20 protein-coding genes are annotated in these 17,882 nt (G+C 69.0%); 13 read left to right on the forward strand and 7 right to left on the reverse strand.

The window, feature by feature from the left end:
- The first annotated feature begins 192 nt into the window (after positions 1–192).
- The gene (locus R4I43_RS15205; protein WP_324266263.1) at positions 193–747 is read left to right on the forward strand and encodes an adenylate kinase; all 555 of its coding nucleotides are present in this window, start codon (positions 193–195) and stop codon (positions 745–747) included.
- A 97-nt stretch (positions 748–844) separates the two neighbouring features.
- On the forward strand, positions 845–1,639 hold the full coding sequence (map, locus tag R4I43_RS15210; protein ID WP_324266373.1) for a type I methionyl aminopeptidase: 795 nt from the start codon (positions 845–847) through the stop codon (positions 1,637–1,639).
- 13 nt (positions 1,640–1,652) lie between these two features.
- Here the strand turns inward: map and R4I43_RS15215 are convergent, their stop codons facing one another.
- Together R4I43_RS15215 and R4I43_RS15220 are read right to left on the reverse strand one after the other, a co-directional pair.
- The gene (locus tag R4I43_RS15215; RefSeq protein WP_324266264.1) at positions 1,653–2,249 is read right to left on the reverse strand and encodes a class I SAM-dependent methyltransferase; all 597 of its coding nucleotides are present in this window, start codon (positions 2,247–2,249) and stop codon (positions 1,653–1,655) included.
- A 114-nt stretch (positions 2,250–2,363) separates the two neighbouring features.
- On the reverse strand, positions 2,364–3,002 hold the full coding sequence (locus tag R4I43_RS15220; RefSeq protein WP_324266265.1) for a class I SAM-dependent methyltransferase: 639 nt from the start codon (positions 3,000–3,002) through the stop codon (positions 2,364–2,366).
- 370 nt (positions 3,003–3,372) lie between these two features.
- Here R4I43_RS15220 and infA point away from each other — a divergent pair, with 370 nt between their 5' ends.
- The 8 genes from infA to truA all read left to right on the forward strand — a co-directional run bounded on the left by infA (position 3,373) and on the right by truA (position 8,070).
- A complete protein-coding gene (infA, locus tag R4I43_RS15225; RefSeq protein ID WP_009948665.1) occupies positions 3,373–3,594 on the forward strand; it encodes a translation initiation factor IF-1 in 222 nt (73 codons plus the stop codon).
- Between the two features lie 53 nt (positions 3,595–3,647).
- A complete protein-coding gene (gene rpmJ / locus R4I43_RS15230; protein WP_093414693.1) occupies positions 3,648–3,761 on the forward strand; it encodes a 50S ribosomal protein L36 in 114 nt (37 codons plus the stop codon).
- A 160-nt stretch (positions 3,762–3,921) separates the two neighbouring features.
- Complete coding sequence (gene rpsM / locus R4I43_RS15235) at positions 3,922–4,302, forward strand: 30S ribosomal protein S13 (protein ID WP_093414155.1); 381 nt, start codon at positions 3,922–3,924, stop codon at positions 4,300–4,302.
- Between the two features lie 25 nt (positions 4,303–4,327).
- Positions 4,328–4,732 (forward strand): 30S ribosomal protein S11, encoded by a 405-nt coding sequence (gene rpsK / locus R4I43_RS15240; RefSeq protein ID WP_093414154.1) that lies wholly within the window; start codon positions 4,328–4,330, stop codon positions 4,730–4,732.
- 27 nt (positions 4,733–4,759) lie between these two features.
- A complete protein-coding gene (gene rpsD / locus R4I43_RS15245; protein ID WP_132624414.1) occupies positions 4,760–5,365 on the forward strand; it encodes a 30S ribosomal protein S4 in 606 nt (201 codons plus the stop codon).
- Positions 5,366–5,516: 151 nt separating this feature from the next.
- Positions 5,517–6,599 (forward strand): DNA-directed RNA polymerase subunit alpha, encoded by a 1,083-nt coding sequence (locus R4I43_RS15250; RefSeq protein ID WP_132624416.1) that lies wholly within the window; start codon positions 5,517–5,519, stop codon positions 6,597–6,599.
- Positions 6,600–6,649: 50 nt separating this feature from the next.
- Positions 6,650–7,171, forward strand: coding sequence for a 50S ribosomal protein L17 (gene rplQ, locus R4I43_RS15255; protein ID WP_324266266.1), 522 nt, complete (start codon positions 6,650–6,652; stop codon positions 7,169–7,171).
- A gap of 17 nt (positions 7,172–7,188) precedes the next feature.
- A complete protein-coding gene (gene truA, locus R4I43_RS15260; RefSeq protein ID WP_324266267.1) occupies positions 7,189–8,070 on the forward strand; it encodes a tRNA pseudouridine(38-40) synthase TruA in 882 nt (293 codons plus the stop codon).
- A gap of 79 nt (positions 8,071–8,149) precedes the next feature.
- Here truA and R4I43_RS15265 read toward each other — a convergent pair whose 3' ends face one another.
- The 3 genes from R4I43_RS15265 to eccE form a co-directional block, all read right to left on the reverse strand.
- The gene (locus R4I43_RS15265; RefSeq protein ID WP_324266268.1) at positions 8,150–9,028 is read right to left on the reverse strand and encodes a DUF559 domain-containing protein; all 879 of its coding nucleotides are present in this window, start codon (positions 9,026–9,028) and stop codon (positions 8,150–8,152) included.
- 334 nt (positions 9,029–9,362) lie between these two features.
- Positions 9,363–10,094 carry a hypothetical protein gene (locus tag R4I43_RS15270; protein WP_324266269.1) on the reverse strand — a complete coding sequence of 244 codons (732 nt, stop codon included), beginning with the start codon at positions 10,092–10,094 and terminating at the stop codon, positions 9,363–9,365.
- Positions 10,091–11,305, reverse strand: coding sequence for a type VII secretion protein EccE (eccE, locus tag R4I43_RS15275; protein WP_324266270.1), 1,215 nt, complete (start codon positions 11,303–11,305; stop codon positions 10,091–10,093). The genes R4I43_RS15270 and eccE overlap by 4 nt, the downstream gene beginning before the upstream one ends.
- A gap of 263 nt (positions 11,306–11,568) precedes the next feature.
- Between eccE and eccB the strand changes: the two genes are divergently transcribed.
- The 3 genes from eccB to R4I43_RS15290 all read left to right on the forward strand — a co-directional run bounded on the left by eccB (position 11,569) and on the right by R4I43_RS15290 (position 14,668).
- Entirely contained in the window at positions 11,569–13,125 is a 1,557-nt protein-coding gene (gene eccB, locus R4I43_RS15280) for a type VII secretion protein EccB (RefSeq protein ID WP_324266271.1), read from the forward strand.
- Between the two features lie 158 nt (positions 13,126–13,283).
- Positions 13,284–13,595 (forward strand): hypothetical protein, encoded by a 312-nt coding sequence (locus R4I43_RS15285; protein WP_324266272.1) that lies wholly within the window; start codon positions 13,284–13,286, stop codon positions 13,593–13,595.
- Positions 13,596–13,597: 2 nt separating this feature from the next.
- Positions 13,598–14,668, forward strand: coding sequence for a WXG100 family type VII secretion target (locus R4I43_RS15290; protein WP_324266273.1), 1,071 nt, complete (start codon positions 13,598–13,600; stop codon positions 14,666–14,668).
- A 167-nt stretch (positions 14,669–14,835) separates the two neighbouring features.
- Here the strand turns inward: R4I43_RS15290 and mycP are convergent, their stop codons facing one another.
- Together mycP and eccD are read right to left on the reverse strand one after the other, a co-directional pair.
- On the reverse strand, positions 14,836–16,227 hold the full coding sequence (gene mycP / locus R4I43_RS15295; RefSeq protein ID WP_324266274.1) for a type VII secretion-associated serine protease mycosin: 1,392 nt from the start codon (positions 16,225–16,227) through the stop codon (positions 14,836–14,838).
- 14 nt (positions 16,228–16,241) lie between these two features.
- Positions 16,242–17,684 (reverse strand): type VII secretion integral membrane protein EccD, encoded by a 1,443-nt coding sequence (gene eccD, locus R4I43_RS15300; protein WP_324266275.1) that lies wholly within the window; start codon positions 17,682–17,684, stop codon positions 16,242–16,244.
- Positions 17,685–17,882 lie beyond the last annotated feature (198 nt).

Below are 17,882 nucleotides of genomic sequence, written 5' to 3' on the forward strand. Positions count from 1 at the left end.
CTGGAGCGTCCGGGCGTGTGGCGCACACGCCCGGACCAGCGTGCTTGCCCTTGCGTGAGATTCGCATGGGCGTGTTCGCCCGCCCGTCGTCAATGCGTAGGGTGGTTGGGATCGCGGCGCCGTTGGTACGGGGCGGCGCAGCGTAGCTCGTCAGCAGTTGGCGCGCGATGGTGAGGATTCGGAGGCAGACCCTTGGTGCGATTGGTTCTCGTCGGCCCGCCCGGTGCCGGTAAGGGTACCCAGGCGGCTGTGCTCAGCGAGAAGCTCGGTGTGCCGCACATCTCCACCGGAGATCTGTTCCGCGCGAACATCGGCAACTCCACGCCGCTCGGCCAGAAGGCCAAGAGCTACATGGACGCCGGTGAACTGGTGCCGGACGAGGTCACCAACGAGATGGTGCGCGACCGCCTCGGCGACGAGGACGCGGCCCAGGGCTTCCTGCTCGACGGCTACCCGCGCAACACCGCTCAGGCCGAGGTGCTCACCGGCATCCTGGCGGAGAAGGACCTCGAGCTGACCGCCGTCGTGCAGTTCGACGTCCCGGAGGAGGAGCTGGTCAAGCGCATGCTCGCGCGCGGCCGCTCGGACGACACCGAGGACGTCATCCGGCGTCGCCTCGCGGTCTACCACGAGGAGACCGAACCGATCCTGGGCTACTACCGGGACAAGGTCATCAAGATCGACGCCTTGGGCTCGATCGAGGAGATCACCGGCCGCGCGCTGGAAGCGTTGCGCGCCCACCAGTGAGCGTTCGCTCGGCCGGTCACCTCGGGTGGCCGGCCGTCGCATTTCAGCCGCCGGGCGCGTCCCGGCATCATCCAGACATACTTCGAAGGTGAGTGCCTTGTTGCGTCGGGGGAAGGGCATCGAGCTCAAGTCGCGCGGTGAGATCGAGGCGATGCGCGCCGCCGGTCTGGTCGTCGCGCGTGCGCTGGCGGCGGTGCGGGAGAAGGCGGTGCCGGGAGCGAGCACCGGTGAGCTCGACGCCATCGCAGAGCAGGTCATCCGCGATGCCGGGGCGGTGCCCTCGTTCAAGGGCTACCACGGTTTCCCCGCTTCGATCTGCGCCTCGCTGAACGAGAAGGTCGTGCACGGCATCCCGTCGGTGCGCGAGGTCCTCTCCGAGGGCGACCTGCTGTCGGTGGACTGCGGCGCGATCCTCGACGGCTGGCACGGCGACTCGGCCGTCACGCTGGCCATCGGCGAGATCAGCGACGCGGACCGCGCGCTGTCGGCCGCGACGGAGGCGTCGATGTGGGCGGGTGTCGCGAAGGTGCGGGCGGGCAACCGGCTCACCGACATCTCGCACGCGGTGGAGTCCGCCGCGCTGGCCGCGGCGAAGGCCGACGGCCGCGAGTACGGGATCATCGCCGAGTACGGCGGCCACGGCATCGGCACCCAGATGCACATGGAGCCGTTCCTGCCGAACCTCGGCAAGCCCGGCCGGGGACCGAAGCTGCGCGTCGGCATGTGCCTCGCGGTCGAGCCGATGCTCACCGGCGGCACCGCCGAGACCGAGGAGCTCGACGACGCCTGGACCGTCGTCACCGCGGACGGCTCGCGGGCCGCGCACTGGGAGCACACGGTCGCCATCACCGAAGAGGGCCCCTGGGTCCTCACCGCCCCGGAAGAGGCCTGATCAGCCGCAACCCTCAGCCCTTCGGGCGTCGGCAGGCGTAGACCCGGGCCGGGGGCACGTTGAGCCAGACCGCGCTGCGGGGGAACACCTCGTCGAAGGTGTCGTCCAGGGCGCCGATGAACTCCTTGGTCTGGGCGCGCCAGAGGGTCGTCAGGTAGGTGACCGTGGTGAAGACCCCGCCGGGGGTCATGACCGAGGCGGCCTCGTGCAGCAGTTCGCGCTGCTTGTCGCCCGGCAGCAGGGTCCACGGGATGGAGCTGATGACCGCGTCGACCCGATCGACACCGGCGTCGGCGAGGAGTTTGCGCAGGTCAGAAGCGTCCCCCTCGATCACCTCCAGCCACGGCTTGGTGCGGTTGAGGTAGCGGACCAGCTCCGGATCGATCTCCACGGCCAGGTGCCGGGAGCCCGGCGCGATGCGCTGCTGGATCGGTCCGCTGAGCGCACCGGTGCCGGGGCCGAGCTCCAGCACCGTGCTGGGGCCGTTGCTGGGCACCACGTCGGCGACAGCTCGGGCCACGTGCTCCGAGGTCGGCAGCACCGCACCCACCTTCGACGGATTCTGGACAGCACGGCCCACGAACATCAGGTACTCGCGTGACTTGTTCACGGTTCTCCTGCCCCTCCCCGGGTTGACGCCGCCCGACCGTAACCGGTCCGCAATCGGAGTTCGACATCGACCGATCCCGGGCTTTTGCCTGGAAGTACCCGGTTGCCGGGCTGCTCAGACCAGCGGTCGCCGGCAGATGTAGTGCAGGATCGGCGGGAAGTTGCGCCACGTGGTGTGGGTGAGGACCTCGTCGAAGGTCTCGTGCAGCCGCTCGCGGAACCGCCGCGCGTTGCGGGTCCGCTCGGCCGGCAGGTAGGTCAGGGCGGTGAACGCGCCGTTGCCGGTGAGGGCCTTGGCGGCCTGGTCGAGGATGCGGCCCTGCTCGCGGTCGTCGAGCAGCGACCACGGGATGCTGCTGACGACGGCGTCGACCTGGTCGATCCCGTGTTCGGCGAGCAGGCTCTTGAGGTCGCCGGCGTCGCCGTGCACGACCTCCAGCCAGGGCTTGTGCTCGCGCAGGTGGGCGACCATGTCCGCGCCGAGCTCGATGCCCAGGTGGCGGGCGCCGATGGGCAGTCGGCCGTGGATGCCGTCGGAGAGCGACCCGGTGCCGGGTCCGAGCTCGACGACCACCGGCTTGCCGGTGCTGGGCGCGACCTGCGCGACGGTCGCGGCCACCGCGGACGAGGTGGGGGTGGCCGCACCGACCATGCGCGGGTTGCGCACGGCGGTGTGGAGGAAGGTCCGGTATTCGGCGATTTTGCCGGTCACCGCCTGCACGGGTGTGCCCGTGCGCTGCTGCTGGGCTGTCACGCTGCTCCTCGGTGCTTCCGGGGTGGCCGCGCCCCGACGCCGGTGTCGAGGGTTTCGAGTGTGTGGTCGAAATTAGTGAGCCCGCGAAGATCCGCGCAAGCCGCCGATGGCGTCGGATGCGGCGTGAGCAGCCCCGATGTGTGGTGCTCATCGGGCTGCGCGTACGATGGACTATCGGCGCACGAGTGGCGCCGGTTCGTTGTGCCCGGAGTGTCCGTCCGCACGACTCTTCTCAAGAGTATCCGGATCGGGTGGTCATCGGTATTTCGAATCGGATCCCGCGTGTGTCGGTCATGCGTGCCGGGGCCTCCGGTTCGTGTGGCAGGGGCTTTCGCCCCGCAAACCGTCACCGTCACGAAACGCGGAGGACATGGGCAAGAAGGACGGGGCCATTGAGGTCGAGGGTCGGGTGATCGAGCCGCTTCCCAACGCGATGTTCCGTGTCGAGTTGGAGAACGGCCACAAGGTCCTCGCGCACATCAGTGGCAAGATGCGCCAGCACTACATCCGAATCCTCCCCGAGGACCGGGTTGTGGTGGAGCTCTCGCCTTACGACCTCTCCCGTGGGCGCATCGTCTACCGCTACAAGTGACCTCCACGGTGTCCGGGGCGACCCGGACACGCGTCCAACAGGAGAGCACGACCGTGAAGGTCCAGCCGAGTGTGAAGAAGATCTGCGACAAGTGCCAGGTCATCCGTCGTCACGGACGAGTCCTGGTGATTTGCGACAACGCCCGACACAAGCAGCGTCAGGGCTGAGCGCAGACCACTTCGGTCGCAGAAGACAACGAGAAGAACTCCCTCGACCTGTCGGCTCGTGAGTTGAGCCGGCTGACCCCCGGACCAGGCCGGGGCTCCGCGCACCGCGCGGGGGCGGCGAGGGAGCAGACCTGGACTGATCTAAGGAGAAGGAGCCGACATGGCACGGCTCGTTGGCGTCGACCTCCCGCGCGAGAAGCGCATGGAGATCGCGCTTACCTACATCTTCGGGATCGGCAAGACCCGGGCCAAGGAGATCCTCTCCGGCACCGGCGTCTCGGCCGACGCGAAGCCGCGAGACCTCGACGACGAGCAGCTGACCAAGCTGCGCGACTTCATCGAGGAGAACTACCGGGTCGAGGGTGACCTCCGCCGCGAGGTCCAGGCCGACATCCGCCGGAAGATCGAGATCGGCTGCTACGAGGGTGTGCGCCACCGTCGTCACCTGCCCCTCAACGGGCAGCGGACGAAGACCAACGCGCGCACCCGCAAGGGGCCGAAGAAGACGGTCGCCGGCAAGAAGAAGGCCGGGAAGAAGTAAGCCTCGCTAGGAGAAAGCTAAAGCTATGCCACCCAAGGCTCGCGCTGGCGCCGTCAAGAAGGTGCGGCGCAAGGAGAAGAAGAACGTTGCCCACGGGCAGGCTCACATCAAGAGCACGTTCAACAACACGATCGTTTCGATCACCGACCCCACCGGTGCGGTGATCAGCTGGGCATCGGCCGGCCACGTCGGGTTCAAGGGCTCCCGCAAGTCCACCCCGTTCGCCGCGCAGATGGCCGCCGAGAACGCGGCCCGCAAGGCCGCCGAGCACGGCATGAAGAAGGTCGACGTCTTCGTCAAGGGTCCGGGTTCGGGCCGGGAGACGGCGATCCGCTCGCTGCAGGCCGCAGGCCTCGAGGTGGGCACGATCCAGGACGTGACCCCGCAGCCGCACAACGGCTGCCGCCCGCCGAAGCGTCGTCGGGTCTGAGCCGCGGGAAAGGAGTAAGGATCACCAATGGCTCGTTACACCGGTCCCGCGACCCGCAAGTCCCGTCGTCTCAAGGTTGACCTTGTCGGCGGAGACCAGGCATTCGAGCGTCGCCCGTACCCGCCGGGGCAGCACGGTCGCGCGCGCATCAAGGAAACCGAGTACCTGCTGCAGCTCCAGGAGAAGCAGAAGGCCCGGTTCACCTACGGCGTGCTCGAGCGTCAGTTCCGCGCGTACTACGAGGAAGCCAACCGCCGCCCGGGCAAGACGGGTGAGAACCTCCTGCAGCTGCTGGAGAGCCGGCTGGACAACGTCGTGTACCGCGCTGGTCTGGCTCGCACCCGCCGCATGGCGCGTCAGCTCGTCAGCCACGGTCACTTCCTGGTCAACGGCAAGAAGGTGAACGTCCCCAGCTTCCAGGTTTCGAAGTGGGACATCATCGACGTCAAGCCGAAGGCCCTGGGCACCACGCCGTTCCTGATCGCCAAGGAAACCCTCGGCGAGCGCCCGGTTCCGGCCTGGCTCCAGGTCGTGCCCTCGAACCTGCGCATCCTGGTGCACCAGCGCCCGGAGCGCGCGCAGATCGACACCCCGGTCACCGAGCAGCTCATCGTCGAGCTCTACTCGAAGTGACGCGTCCCGCCGGCGGCCTTCCACGAGGTGGCCGCCGGCGGTCCGCAACCAGCGGTGGCGGTGCAGGAATCCGTCGCCGGCCCGCGATCCGTCGCGGGCATGCCGTTCCATCGGCGTCAAATAGCGGGCGCCGTGAGGAAAGGAATACGAAGTGCTCATCTCCCAGCGACCCACACTGTCCGAAGAGGCCGTGTCGGAGACCCGTTCCCGGTTCGTCATCGAGCCGCTGGAGCCGGGCTTCGGTTACACCCTGGGCAACTCGCTGCGTCGTACGCTGCTCTCCTCCATCCCGGGGGCGGCGGTCACCAGCCTGCGCATCGACGGTGTGCTGCACGAGTTCACCACCATTCCGGGTGTGAAGGAGGACGTCACCGACGTCATCCTGAACATCAAGGAGCTCGTCGTCTCCTCCGAGGAGGACGAGCCGGTCACCATGTACCTGCGCAAGCAGGGCCCGGGTGAGGTCACCGCCGCGGACATCGTCCCGCCGGCCGGTGTCACCGTGCACAACCCCGAGCTGCACATCGCCACGCTGAACGCGAAGGGCAAGCTGGAGATCGAGCTCGTCGTCGAGCGTGGTCGTGGCTACGTCCCCGCGATGCAGAACAAGCAGACCGGTGCTGAGATCGGCCGGATCCCGGTCGACTCGATCTACTCGCCGGTTCTGAAGGTGACCTACAAGGTCGAGGCCACTCGTGTCGAGCAGCGCACCGACTTCGACAAGCTGATCCTCGACGTCGAGAGCAAGCCGTCCATCACGCCCCGCGATGCGGTGGCGTCGGCCGGTCGCACTCTCGTCGAGCTGTTCGGGCTCGCCCGCGAGCTCAACGTCGATGCCGAGGGCATCGAGATCGGCCCGTCGCCGGCGGAGGCCGACACCATCGCGGCCTACGCGATGCCGATCGAGGACCTGGACCTGACGGTTCGCTCTTACAACTGCCTCAAGCGGGAGGGCATCCACACCGTCGGCGAGCTGGTTTCGCGCAGCGAGGCCGACCTGCTGGACATTCGCAACTTCGGTGCGAAGTCCATCGACGAGGTCAAGATGAAGCTGGCCGGTCTGGGCTTGGCCCTCAAGGACAGCCCGCCCGGGTTCGACCCGTCCGCCGCTGCGGCCGAGTACCCCGCGGAGAGCTGGACCGCCGAGGACGAGGTCATCGTCGGCTCGGCGGGTCCCGTCGAGGACAACGGCTACGACGACGGTCAGGACTACGCGGAGACAGAGCAGCTGTAGCTGTGTTGCGCGTCCGGGGTTCACCGGCGCGCCCTCGAGAGGAGCAACCGATGCCCACCCCGACCAAGGGTCCGCGTCTCGGCGGGTCCCCGTCGCACGAGCGGCTCATCCTGGCCAACCTGGCCACCTCGCTGTTCGAGCACGGTCGGATCACCACCACCGAGGCGAAGGCGAAGCGGCTGCGGCCGATCGCTGAGCGGCTCATCACCAAGGCCAAGAAGGGCGACCTGCACAACCGTCGCGAGGTCATGAAGACCATCCGCGACAAGGACGTCGTGCACAAGCTCTTCGCCGAGATCGGCCCCTTCTTCGCCGACCGCAACGGCGGTTACACCCGCATCATCAAGACGATGCCGCGCAAGGGTGACAACGCGAAGATGGCCGTGATCGCGCTGGTGTCGGAGAAGACCGCCACCGCCGAGGCCGAGGCCGCCCGCGGCACCAAGTTCGCCAAGGACGAGCCCAAGGCCGAGGAGCCCAAGGCCGAAGAGACCGTGGAGACCACCGAGTCCGCTGAGGCGCAGGTGGAGACCACTGAGGACACCGCCGCCGAGAAGAAGGACGAGTCCTGATTCTGGGCAGTGATGCTGTGAACGAGCCCGTTGTCCCCGCTGGGGACGGCGGGCTCGTTCGCGTGCGCCTCGACCTGTCCTACGACGGCACCGACTTCAAGGGGTGGGCCAAGCAGCCGGGTCTGCGCACGGTGCAGGGCCTGGTGGAGGACGCGCTGGCCAAGCAGCCCCCGGGCCGCGAGGTGCCCAAGTCGGTGGTGGTCGCCGGCCGCACCGACACCGGTGTGCACGCCACGGGCCAGGTGCTGCACTTCGACGTCGTCCCGCTCGATCCCGACTCGCCCGGCCGGTTGTCGGTCGACGAGCGGGGGATCCCGGACCTGACGCGCATGGTCCACCGGTGGAACCGGATCCTGCCGCCGGACGTGCGGGTCCTCGGCGCCCAGGTGGTGCCGCCGGAGTTCGACGCGCGCTTCTCGGCGCTGCGGCGCCACTACCGCTACCAGGTCTCAGACGCCCCGTGGGGCGCGGACCCGTTGCGGCGCAAGGACACCCTGGCCTGGAACCGGCCGCTCGACGTGGACGCGCTCAACGACGCGTCCCGGGAGCTGCTGGGGCTCAACGACTTCGCGGCCTACTGCAAGCCGCGCGAGGGCGCGACGACGATCCGCGAGCTGCAGCGCTTCACCTGGACCCGCGTGGAGGACAATTTCATCGTCGCCGACGTCTCGGCCGACGCCTTCTGCCACTCGATGGTCCGCAGCCTCGTCGGCACCCTCCTGATGACCGGCGACGGCCGGCGCCCGGACTCGTTCCCGGCGGACCTGCTGGCGGCCCAGACCCGCACCACAGCGGTCGCCCCACCCCACGGCCTCACCCTCCGCGCCATCGACTACCCCCCGAACGCGGAACTAGCAGCCCGCAAACACCAAACCCGAGCCACCAGAACCCTCCCCTGACCAGTGGTTTTCCAATTTCGCGCGAAATTGGAGTGGGCTTCGTGACACTCGAATTTCGCGCGAAATTGGAATCGCCGCCTCATGACCGCAACCCGAGAGCCCTCTTGACCGCGCTGATCACTGCGCCCGGGTTCCCGTAGAGGTCGTCTCGCGTGACGACGATGACGGTCCAGCCGCAGTCGCGGAGGCGTTGCCGACGCGATTCGTCCTTCGCGCGCTGCTCGGGTTTCGCGTGCCAGTTCCCGTCGTACTCGACGGCTACCTTCTCCTCCTCGAAGGCGAGGTCGAGGCGTGCGACGAAGTTGCCCAGCAGGTCGAACACCTCGATTTGCGGGACCGGGTTCAGCCCTGCCTGGACGAGCTCCACGCGGAGCACGGATTCGGGAATCGATTCGGCACGTGCGTCCACCAGCGCAAACGCGCGAAGGGCCTTGCGGTAGCCGTAGTAGTGCCGTCTGGCGAGGAAGTCGTGCAGCGACGTCTCGTCGAGCAGTCCGGCGCGGAGCATGGCATCGCAGTTGGCGACGGCGAAGCGGACCGTGTTCCTGGCGAGCACGTCGAAGGCGGCGCGGGTCATCCGGGCCAGGTTGATGCCCTGCCAGGGGACGTATTCGTCGCCGTTGGTCTTGCGGGCCCAAGCGCGGATCCCGAAACGGCGGTTCATGTACTTGTGGTCGCTGACGAGCACCTCGACGTCATCCTTCGGTCCGGCGAGGTCCGCGCCCAGCAAGGTGGCCGCAGAACGCCCCGTGATGACAGCGTCGGCGGGCAGAGTCATCGCCGCAGCCAGACATCGGAGCGCATGGCTGATGGGTGCCCCGGGGACCGTGTAGATCCCCTGCAAGACCCTGACGCAGTACTTGGCCAGCTTGTAGTCGGAGACGCCTTGCGCCTTCGCCTGGGCACGCGTGAACAGCGGCGGGAAGCGCCGACGGTCGAAGTGAACAGCGGGGTCCATGAGCCACAGAGTGGCCACGAAAAGTACGCGTCCTCAACGAAAATCGGAAATCTGTGGACAAAGTGCCGGTGTGTGAATAACTCAGCGTCACCGTCGCGGGGGGTTTTTCGAATTTCGCGCGAAGTTTGAGAGGGCTGCGTGGCACTCGAATTTCGCGCGAAATTCGAATCCACGCCTCGGGACGGAACCGCTCGTGGGCGGCTCGTGGGACTGCAAGAGCTCTGACGCACTGCGGGTGCAGCAGCCGTTGTTGATAGCGGGCGGAATCAACGCGTCCTGGCAGCAGAAAGCCCCCGGGAGAGGTGGCTCCCGGGGGCTCCGCGTGGGGTTGGAGTCAGTCGCCTCGGCGGATGGGGCCGAGGATCTCCTTCTCCTTCTGGTTGGTCACCAGGCGGATCATTGTCCAGGTCATGTTGCCCAGCGCGATGAGCTGGTCGTCCTGCAGCTGCGTGAGCGGCTGCACCTGGTGGTTGCGGAGGCTCCAGATGCGCTGCGCGAGCTGCGCCTGGTTCAGCGGGAGGCGCTGCAGCAGCACCAGGTCCGCCGTGTTGGCCGCCGTGCCGCTGCTGACCTGCGGGTGCAGGTAGGGCAGCACGTACATCGTGGTCTGCCAGGGGGCGCGCGGCGGGAACAGCTCCTGCGGGACCGCGCCGCCGTCGTGGATGACCAGCAGCGGGGTGTCCTCGGAGGACCGCGGCAGGTCGAACGGGGCGAGGCGGCGGATCTGCACCAGCGGAACCGGCTTGCCGTCGGGGGTTTCACCGGCGGCGCGCTCCAGCATCTTCCACGCGGCGGGACGGCCGGTGGCGATGATCACCCACGCGCCGGTGGCCATCGCGCGCAGCGCGAGCTGGCGGGCCAGGTAGAGGCCGCCGACGGTGACCATGCGGGTCGGCAGCGAGCGCAGGATCGACGCCGCCTGGGCCTCGCCCTGCGGGTCCGATCCGATGATCACGCCGCCGCGGTCGCCGGACGGGCTGATGGCGTCCAGCGTGTCCGGGGTGACCAAGAACTCCGGCGCGACGCCCTGGCTGCCGGGAACGTCGATCGTCCTGCTTCGGCTCATGCCGCACCTCCGAGCGGCAGCGTCGCTGCGTAACCGGCCAGCTGCGAACCGCGCAGCGGCGTGAGCGTCAACCCGAGTCGGTTGCTGATGGCCTTCAGCCGCGCGTCGGCGGTGTCCAGCTCGGCGGGCGTGCGGGCGGAGACGCGCACCAGTCCGCGCAGTCCGACCTCACCTTCCTCGCCGACCGGCGACACCGACAGGGCGATGCTGGTCGACAGCGCCCGGATGCCGGTGAGCGCGTTGAGGCTGTCGTTCATCTGGTTCGGCCACGAGGTGATGGCGTAGCTGGAGTGGCCCACGCCGCCGGCGGTGACGCCGTCCCAGCGCTCCTTGAGGCCGACGGGACGCTGCGAACCGAGCACGTTGTGCAGTTCCGCCGAGGAGATGCCGGCCTGCAGCAGCTCGTCGGGGTCCAGCGGGCGAGCCGGAATTCCGCGCTGTTCCAACGAGGACCGCACGCGCGAGAGGGCACCGATCAGCGCGCGCTGGGCGCCGAGCACGCCGCCGCCTCGCTCGCCGATGGCCTTCGCGCACCGCTGCGGGTCGAGCCGCACGGCGATCCAGGTGGTGCGGCGGGCGGCGGCGGGAAGCCGGCCCAGCACCTCCAGGTAGGAGTTCAGCGCGGGGGAGTTCGACGGCAGCGCGGCGCTTCCCGGGTAGCAGTGCCAGATGACCTGGATCGCGTCGAGCACCACGCCGCGGTCCTCCAGGCACGGCACGAGAACGCCCAGCGGCAGGTTCGGCGCGTTGTCCACGGGGTTGAGCAGCGAGGGGGTCGGCTCGACCATCAGCACCGCGGTCCACTTGCCGTCGTGCCAGGACATCCCGACCGGGTTCCGGTCGTGGTCCTGGGTGCGGGCGATCACGAGGTCTTCGACGACCAGGCGCAGCAGCGCGACGCGGTGGTTCTCGTCCGGGCCGATGATGCCGTCGCCGTCCTTGTCCTCAGCGGGCTCGGCGGCGTCGACGTTGGCCGGGTGCGAGACTCGGGTGTGGTTGCGGCTGCGGTATTCGAGCACCTGCCCGAACCACTGCGTGAACCAGCGGCCGCGTCGGCGCAGCAGCGCGATGATCAGGGCCAGCAGGACGATTCCGCCCGCGATGGACCACATGACCGGGTCGCGCGGGTTGATCAAGAAGACGCCGGCGCCGATCCCCAGGCCGACTTCGATGAGCACGATGTTGGCCGCCGGGATTCCGGCGAGCGTCACGCCGTTGATCCGCCGACGTCGCGCGCGAATTCGGGCGCGGGTCGGGTTGGCTGGCCCGGGAGCCTTCGGCTGGGCCGGATGTTGTGTGGGCACGGACATCCGTTCGGTCTCTCCCCCTCGCAGGTAGGTGCGGCGGACGCGTTCGTCGGAGTTGAGCCGCGTGCAGAGAATACTGACGGAGTCCGCCGAACCGCACCCATTCGGTATATCTCAGCGACTATCCTGCGAAACCGTACCTCGGACGGGAGAGCTGTAGGCGAAGAATGGCATCAACACCCACAACGAAGTCACAGGTTCAGGCCTACCGGTTCGTGCTTCGCCGCATGGAGTCGGCGCTGGTGCGGAAAGACGCGGTGATGCTCCACGACCCGATGGGCTCGCACAAGCGGGCCACGGTCGCGGGTGCGGTGCTGGCGGCCGTCGGTGTGATCGGGTTCCTCGTCTGGGGCCTGTTCGGCGGCAAGGGCACGGTTCCGGAACCCGGGAACATCGTCGTCGCGAAGGAGAGCGGCAGCGTTTTCGTCGTCACCTCCGACGACAAGGCGCAGAAGCGGCTCATCCCGATGCTCAACATGGCCTCGGCGAAGCTGCTGGTCATGCAGCAGGGCGGAAAGCAGGGCAGCGGCGCGGTGCCGACGACCACCGTCAAGGAAGCCGCGCTGGCGGACTTCCCGCGCGGGCCGCTGACCGGCATGGTCAACGCCCCGACCTACGTGCCGAGCGCGGACAACCCGGCGGAACCGTCGTGGGCGATCTGCGACGTCGGCCAGGTGCAGGGCAATCTCAGCTCGTCCCGGGTGGAGGCCGCCACGAAGGTCGAGACGACGGTCATCGGCGGTGACGGGAACCACGGCGTGGAGCTGGATCCGAAGCAGTCGCTGTTCGTCAAGGACCAGAGCTCGGGCGAGGAGTACCTCGTCTACCGGGTCGAGCGGGACGACAACACGCACGCGGTGAAGTCGAAGATCGGCAAGGACGAGACCGTCATTCGCGACGTCTTCGGGCTCAACGGCGTGACCCCGCGCACCATCAGCACCAACATGCTCAACGCGATCCCGAGCGTTCCGGACCTGGAGGTCCCGGAGATCCCGGGCGCGAACGGCACCGCTTCGTACCTGACCCGCTACAAGGTCGGTGACGTGGTCAAGCGCAGCGTCCCGGGTGAGCCGGAGCAGTTCTTCGTGCTGCTGCAGGACGGCAAGCAGGAGCTGAGCGCCGAGGGCGCGGCCGCCGCGCTGCACGCGGGCAAGCTGTCCAGCCGGGAGATCCCGAACCTCACGGGTGCGATCACCGATGCCCCGTGGACGAACAAGCCGCTCGACCTCGACTACTTCCCGATGTCGGTGCCGAAGCCGGTTTCCTTCCAGCAGGCGGACACGTCCTGCCTGAGCTGGAAGAACGTCAACGGCTCGCAGATGATCACGGTGACCCTGAACAAGGGCACGCCGGCGGTCAAGCCCGCGGTGAAGCTGGCGCAGTACGACGGTTCGGGCCCGCAGGTCGACTACTACTACGGCGCGGCGGGCAAGGCGGCCGTGGTGCGCGGCACGTCGAACGAGGCCGGGGCCGCGAGCGGCCCGATCTTCCTGGTCTCCGACCAGGGCGTGCAGTACGGCATCAAGGACCTCGCGACCGCGCAGGGCCTGGGTGTCGCCAAGGGCGCCGGTGACCTCAAGGCCGGTCCGTCGTGGCTGATGCGGAGCCTCCCGCGCGGTGACTTCCTGGACCCGGCCGCTGCGAGCGTCACCTACGACTCCGTCCCCGTGGGACCGGGTGGCGTGAACCGCCCCGCTCCCAAGCCGCAGGCGGGAGGAGCGTAGTCGCGCGGGTGGGGCGAAGTTTCAGGCTGAAACTGGGCCCCGCCCGGGAACCGAACCACCAGGTTCGGACGTCCGAGGGAACGAGCAAACCGCCCGCAGCCACGGTGAGCTGCGGGCGGTTTGTCTTGGAAGCGAGACCCGATCTTGGAGGTGGGCGGATGTCGGGGATCAGGATCGACATCGACTGGCTGTCGACCCACGCGCGGCAGGTCCGCGAGGCCGGTGAGGACATCACCACCGGGCGCGCGCGGCTGGCGGAGGCGGAGCTGGCCGGGGAGTCCTTCGGCGAGATCGGGCGGAAATCCGGTGCGCCCGAGGCTTATCAGCGGTTGTGCGAGCAGTTGCTCGACCGGCACCGCAAGGCCGCCGAGACGTTGACCAGCGCGGGCGACGAGCTGCGCGAAGTCGTCGACTTCCACTCGGGCGGCGACGACGACAGTGCTGTTGACCTGCGCAGACAGGAGGCGTGACGATGTCGGCCGAGCACTTGCACTACCTCGCGGGCATCGCCGACGAGCTCGACGTCGCGCACTCGATCCCCGCCGACGCGGCGGAACTCGTCGGGCGCCCGGAGGACTTCCGCGCGGCTGCCCGGGTTTGGCGCGAGGCGGCTGCGAACGTCGAGCGGTCCTCCGGTGATGTGGACGGCAAGCTGGGCGGGATCGACACGGCGTGGCAGGGTGCGGACGCGGAGGCGTTCGTCGCGCACATCCGCGACGCCGGACTGGCGGGCAAGGACCTGGCCGATTCGATGACGGGCTTGGCGGAGGCCCTGGAGCACACCGCTGAGGGCGTTGGTGCGCAGCAGCGACGTCTCACCGAGCTGGTCGCCAAGACCGCCGACGACGTCAGGTCGGCGCTGGCCGGGTCCGACGAGGACCGCGCCCGCGAGCACTTGGCGGCCCTGGCCGAACCGGCCCGCGAACTCCTGGAGTCCATCGCGGACTACTACATGGCCTTCACCCGGCTCTGCGACGACATGGCCGGCGTCGCCACCCGCGAGCCCGGCCGGTGGGAGGCGCAGCCGCCGGCCGCGGCGGCGACCGGTTCCGCAGCCGCCCGGGCGGACGAGGCGGCCGGGACTTCTGCGGCGAGCGCGTCCGGTGAGTCCGGGGAGGACCAGTCCGGTACCAGCGCAGCGGCGGGCGGAGTCGCCGCGGGCGCCGCGGTCGGAGCTGCCGGTGTCGGGATGGGCATGATGCCGATGGGCATGATGGGCGGCATGCTCGGACAGCGGGGCGGGGGCAACAAGGAGCGGCAGAACTCCTCCCGCTTCAAGTCCAACCCCGAAGAGCTCTTCGGCACCCCGCCGGACTCCCAGCCAGCGGTGTTCGGCGAACAGCCGAAACCGCAGCAGTCCGAAGACCAGAAGGCGCAGGCCGCGCCGGGCAAGCTCGATCTCCCGTCGACGCTGCAACCGGCGCCACCGAAGCCCTCGATCGACCAGGCCCTCGCTCCTGAGGCGGAGGCCAAGCCGAAGGCCGAGCCCGAGACCGGCACCGCGAGCGTCGGCGACGCCCCGCCCCCGAAACCCCGCGGCTGAGCGAGGCCGCGCCCCGACCGTCGCGAGCGAGGTGCTCATCGCGTGTCGGGGGGTTGGGTAATTTCAGCCGGGAATGTACCTTTCCAGGTGCGCGGTGTGGATGTGAGAAAGGGCCGTCTCCCAGGGGAGGCGGCCCTTTCTCGGTCGTGCGAAGCGGAGGTTCCCCTTCAGCGGTTCTGGCGTGCCCGGGCGCGGACGCTGCGGACCGCGTTGGCGAGGAACGCCGTGAAGACGATGCCCGCGATTCCCGCCCCGGCGCCGCCGATGGCGACGATGATGGCCGGGAAGTCCTTCTGCTGCAGGGCGTCCGCCGCGAGGTGCGTCGGCTTCTTCGGCGGCGCCTGCTTGCCGTGCTCGGCCGGGACCACGTCCTGCAGCGCGGCCATCGGGTCGACCATCCCGTAGCCGACGATGTCGTTGCGTCCGTTGGACCCGCCCGGGTGCAGGGCGGTCGTCTTGATCCGCTCCATGACCTGGGAAGCGGTCATCCCGGGGTACTTCTCCTGGATCAGCGCGGCCAGCCCGGACACGTACGGCGCCGCGAAGCTGGTGCCCTGGATCGGGCCCATCTTCCCCTGCTCGCCCTCGGAGATCTGGCTGACCAGGCCGTTGCCGCCCTGGCCGGGGTCGATCGCGATCAAGTTCTCACCGGGAGCGGCCACGTCGACCCAGGGGCCGGGGACCGTGAACTCCGACGGCGCGCCCTGCTGGTTCAGCGAGGCGACCGTGAGCACCTCCTCGTCGAACCAGGCGGGGAGCACGGCGGTCGAAGGGCTGCCGGGCGAGTTCTTCTGGCAGGTCCCGCCGACGTTGCCCGCTGCCGCGACGATCACGACGTCCCGGTTGTAGGCGTTCTTGACCGCGTTGTGCAGCATCTGGTTGCCCCAGTTGCTGTACTGGCCGGCCTGGGCGACGGGCTGGCACGACGACTGGGAGATGTTGATGACCTTCGCACCGCGCGCCACCGCGAGGTTGATGGCCTGCGCCATCGTCTCGGTGGTGCCGACCGTGGCGTTGGTCTGCTCGTCGACGAACAGGTTCGACGTCTGCCGGATGGACAGGATCGCGGCGTTCGGCGCGACTCCGACGTACCCGGTTTCCCCGGTGGGGTCGGGATCGGCGCCGATGATGCCCGCCACGATCGTTCCGTGGCCGTCGCAGTCCTGGGTGCCCCGGCCGTCGGGGATCGCCGTGCCACCGGACTCGAGCCCGCCCGCTCCCAGCCGCGGCTGGTTGTTCACGCCGGTGTCGATGACGGCGACCTTCGAACCCGAGCCGGTCAGGCCGAGCTCGTGGGCCCGCTCGTAGCCGAGGACCAGTTGGCTCCAGGGCTTCTCGGCAACGGTGCTGCCGGGACTGCCGTTCATGCAGCCCTGCTTCTGCGGGAAGTTCTGCGTCGTGAGGTTGGACCCGGTCACCTGGCTCGGATCCAGCTCAGGCGGACCCACCTGCTGCGCCACGGCCGGAGCCGCCGGTCCGCTGAGCCCGAGGACGCCCACCGCGGCGCACAGCGCGAGACCGCGCCGTGCGCCGCGAGAGCGGGGGTGCTTGAAGCCCATGTGCGAGGTCCCTCTTAGAAGTTCAGGTTCAGGTCGCGGATGGCCATGTAGAGGTCCATCGCGGCCAGGGCCAGCGGGAGCACGAGGGCGATCAGGACGGCTTCGAGGATGTCGACCATCCGGCGCTGGACCGGCGAGAACCGGCGGTTCGGGAACACCACGCCGAAGATCACCGCGAGACCGCCGAGGATCAGCAGCGGCGGGAACACGACCGCCACGTACACCGGGTTGTCGGCGACCTGCGCCAGCAGTCCGGCGGCGATGCCCGCCGAGGCGAGCAGACCGTTGAACAGCAGCGCCAGCGCCTGGCTGCCGTTGGCGTAGTTGCGGCCGCGCAGCAGCAGGACGGCGGCGACGACGACGGCGAACGCCGAGCCCCAGATCGGGTTGGTGGCGGCGGCGACCATCGCGCCGATGGCCGCGACGACGCCGCAACCGATGATCAGACCGGTCATGTACTGGTGGGCCAGTCCGGTCTGCCGCTCGATCATCCGGTAGTCGGGGAACCCGGAGTCCTCCTTGAGGTCCTCCGCGCTGCCCGGGACGTGCGGCAGCGGCAGCTTCGACAGCTGGATGGTGATGCGCGGCAGCAGGGAGATTCCGGCCAGCGCCACGGCACCGGCACCGGCGGCGACGCTGGAGGCGCTGACCTGCGTGAAGATCGTGGCCACGGCGAACGCCAGGGTGCCGAAAGCACCGGCCGTGGCGGCTGCGATGAACGTCACGATCCCGGCGCCGATCAGCATGATCGACACCGAGGCGAAGATGAACACCAGCGCGCTGCCCAGCAGCAACCGGGGTTCGAGCGTGTTGCCGGGAACCATGTTGAAGCCGGCCACGAACGCCATCGGCAGACCACCGGCGGCGGCGATCACGGTTCCGGTCGTGGACGCCGCGTAGGCGCGGGTGACGATGGAACCGATGCCGGTCGCGAAGATCGCGATGACCATCGAGAGCACGGCCGCCGCCAGCTGGTACACGACCGCAGTGGTGCCGTGGATGGTGGTCGGGTGCAGCATCCCGGCGGGGCCGGCGAGCCCGAGCGCGGCGGCCGCGACGATGAGCCCCAGCGCACCGGCGGTGTGGCCGACCTTCGCGGAGGTCTCCTTGGTCCACGGCCGGTAGCTGCCGGGTTCGGCTTCCGCGAGCGCGTCGACGACGTCGTCGTAGAGCGGCGGCGGCGGGTCGTCCGAACGGCGGCGCAGCTGCAGGATGTCCCCGTCGACCACGCCCTGCGAGGACAGCGACTGACTCGGATCGAGGGCCGCGCTCTCACCGAGCTTGGCCAGCACCCAGCCGCCGTGCCGCGAACCGCCGTCCGGGGTCATCTCGCGGGCCATATCCAGCAGCATCGGCAGCAGGTCTGCCACCGATACGTCTGAAGGCAGCGCCAGGTCGATACGAGTTGTAGGCGCCACCACCGTCACGCGGCTGAACACCGTGGTCCCGGTCGCCACTTGGGCCCCCTACTCCCTGAAAGTTGATTGCCTTGCATTCATTTGTCGAGGGCTCGATCCAACCAAGGCCGGGTTTTCTTGTCGAAACCCACCCGCCCGATCGGAGAGCGCCCCTAGTATGGCCACACCGACCGTCCACGGGTGACGGGTTTGGCGGAACTCGTGTCAACTACTTGATATCTGGTTGGTCACGCTGAG

It is taken from the genome of Saccharopolyspora mangrovi (assembly GCF_035320975.1).
GTDB classification, from domain to species: domain Bacteria; phylum Actinomycetota; class Actinomycetes; order Mycobacteriales; family Pseudonocardiaceae; genus Saccharopolyspora; species Saccharopolyspora mangrovi.

What these genes read in the sequence shown, in the direction of transcription:
- R4I43_RS15270 (WP_324266269.1), bottom strand. Translation starts at nt 10,094, where the DNA reads ATGAGCCGAAGCAGGACGATCGACGTTCCCGGCAGCCAGGGCGTCGCG.
- rpsD (WP_132624414.1), top strand. Translation starts at nt 4,760, where the DNA reads ATGGCTCGTTACACCGGTCCCGCGACCCGCAAGTCCCGTCGTCTCAAG.
- R4I43_RS15285 (WP_324266272.1), top strand. Translation starts at nt 13,284, where the DNA reads ATGTCGGGGATCAGGATCGACATCGACTGGCTGTCGACCCACGCGCGG.
- mycP (WP_324266274.1), bottom strand. Translation starts at nt 16,227, where the DNA reads ATGGGCTTCAAGCACCCCCGCTCTCGCGGCGCACGGCGCGGTCTCGCG.
- R4I43_RS15290 (WP_324266273.1), top strand. Translation starts at nt 13,598, where the DNA reads ATGTCGGCCGAGCACTTGCACTACCTCGCGGGCATCGCCGACGAGCTC.
- rplQ (WP_324266266.1), top strand. Translation starts at nt 6,650, where the DNA reads ATGCCCACCCCGACCAAGGGTCCGCGTCTCGGCGGGTCCCCGTCGCAC.
- rpsM (WP_093414155.1), top strand. Translation starts at nt 3,922, where the DNA reads ATGGCACGGCTCGTTGGCGTCGACCTCCCGCGCGAGAAGCGCATGGAG.
- R4I43_RS15265 (WP_324266268.1), bottom strand. Translation starts at nt 9,028, where the DNA reads ATGGACCCCGCTGTTCACTTCGACCGTCGGCGCTTCCCGCCGCTGTTC.
- eccB (WP_324266271.1), top strand. Translation starts at nt 11,569, where the DNA reads ATGGCATCAACACCCACAACGAAGTCACAGGTTCAGGCCTACCGGTTC.
- infA (WP_009948665.1), top strand. Translation starts at nt 3,373, where the DNA reads ATGGGCAAGAAGGACGGGGCCATTGAGGTCGAGGGTCGGGTGATCGAG.
- rpsK (WP_093414154.1), top strand. Translation starts at nt 4,328, where the DNA reads ATGCCACCCAAGGCTCGCGCTGGCGCCGTCAAGAAGGTGCGGCGCAAG.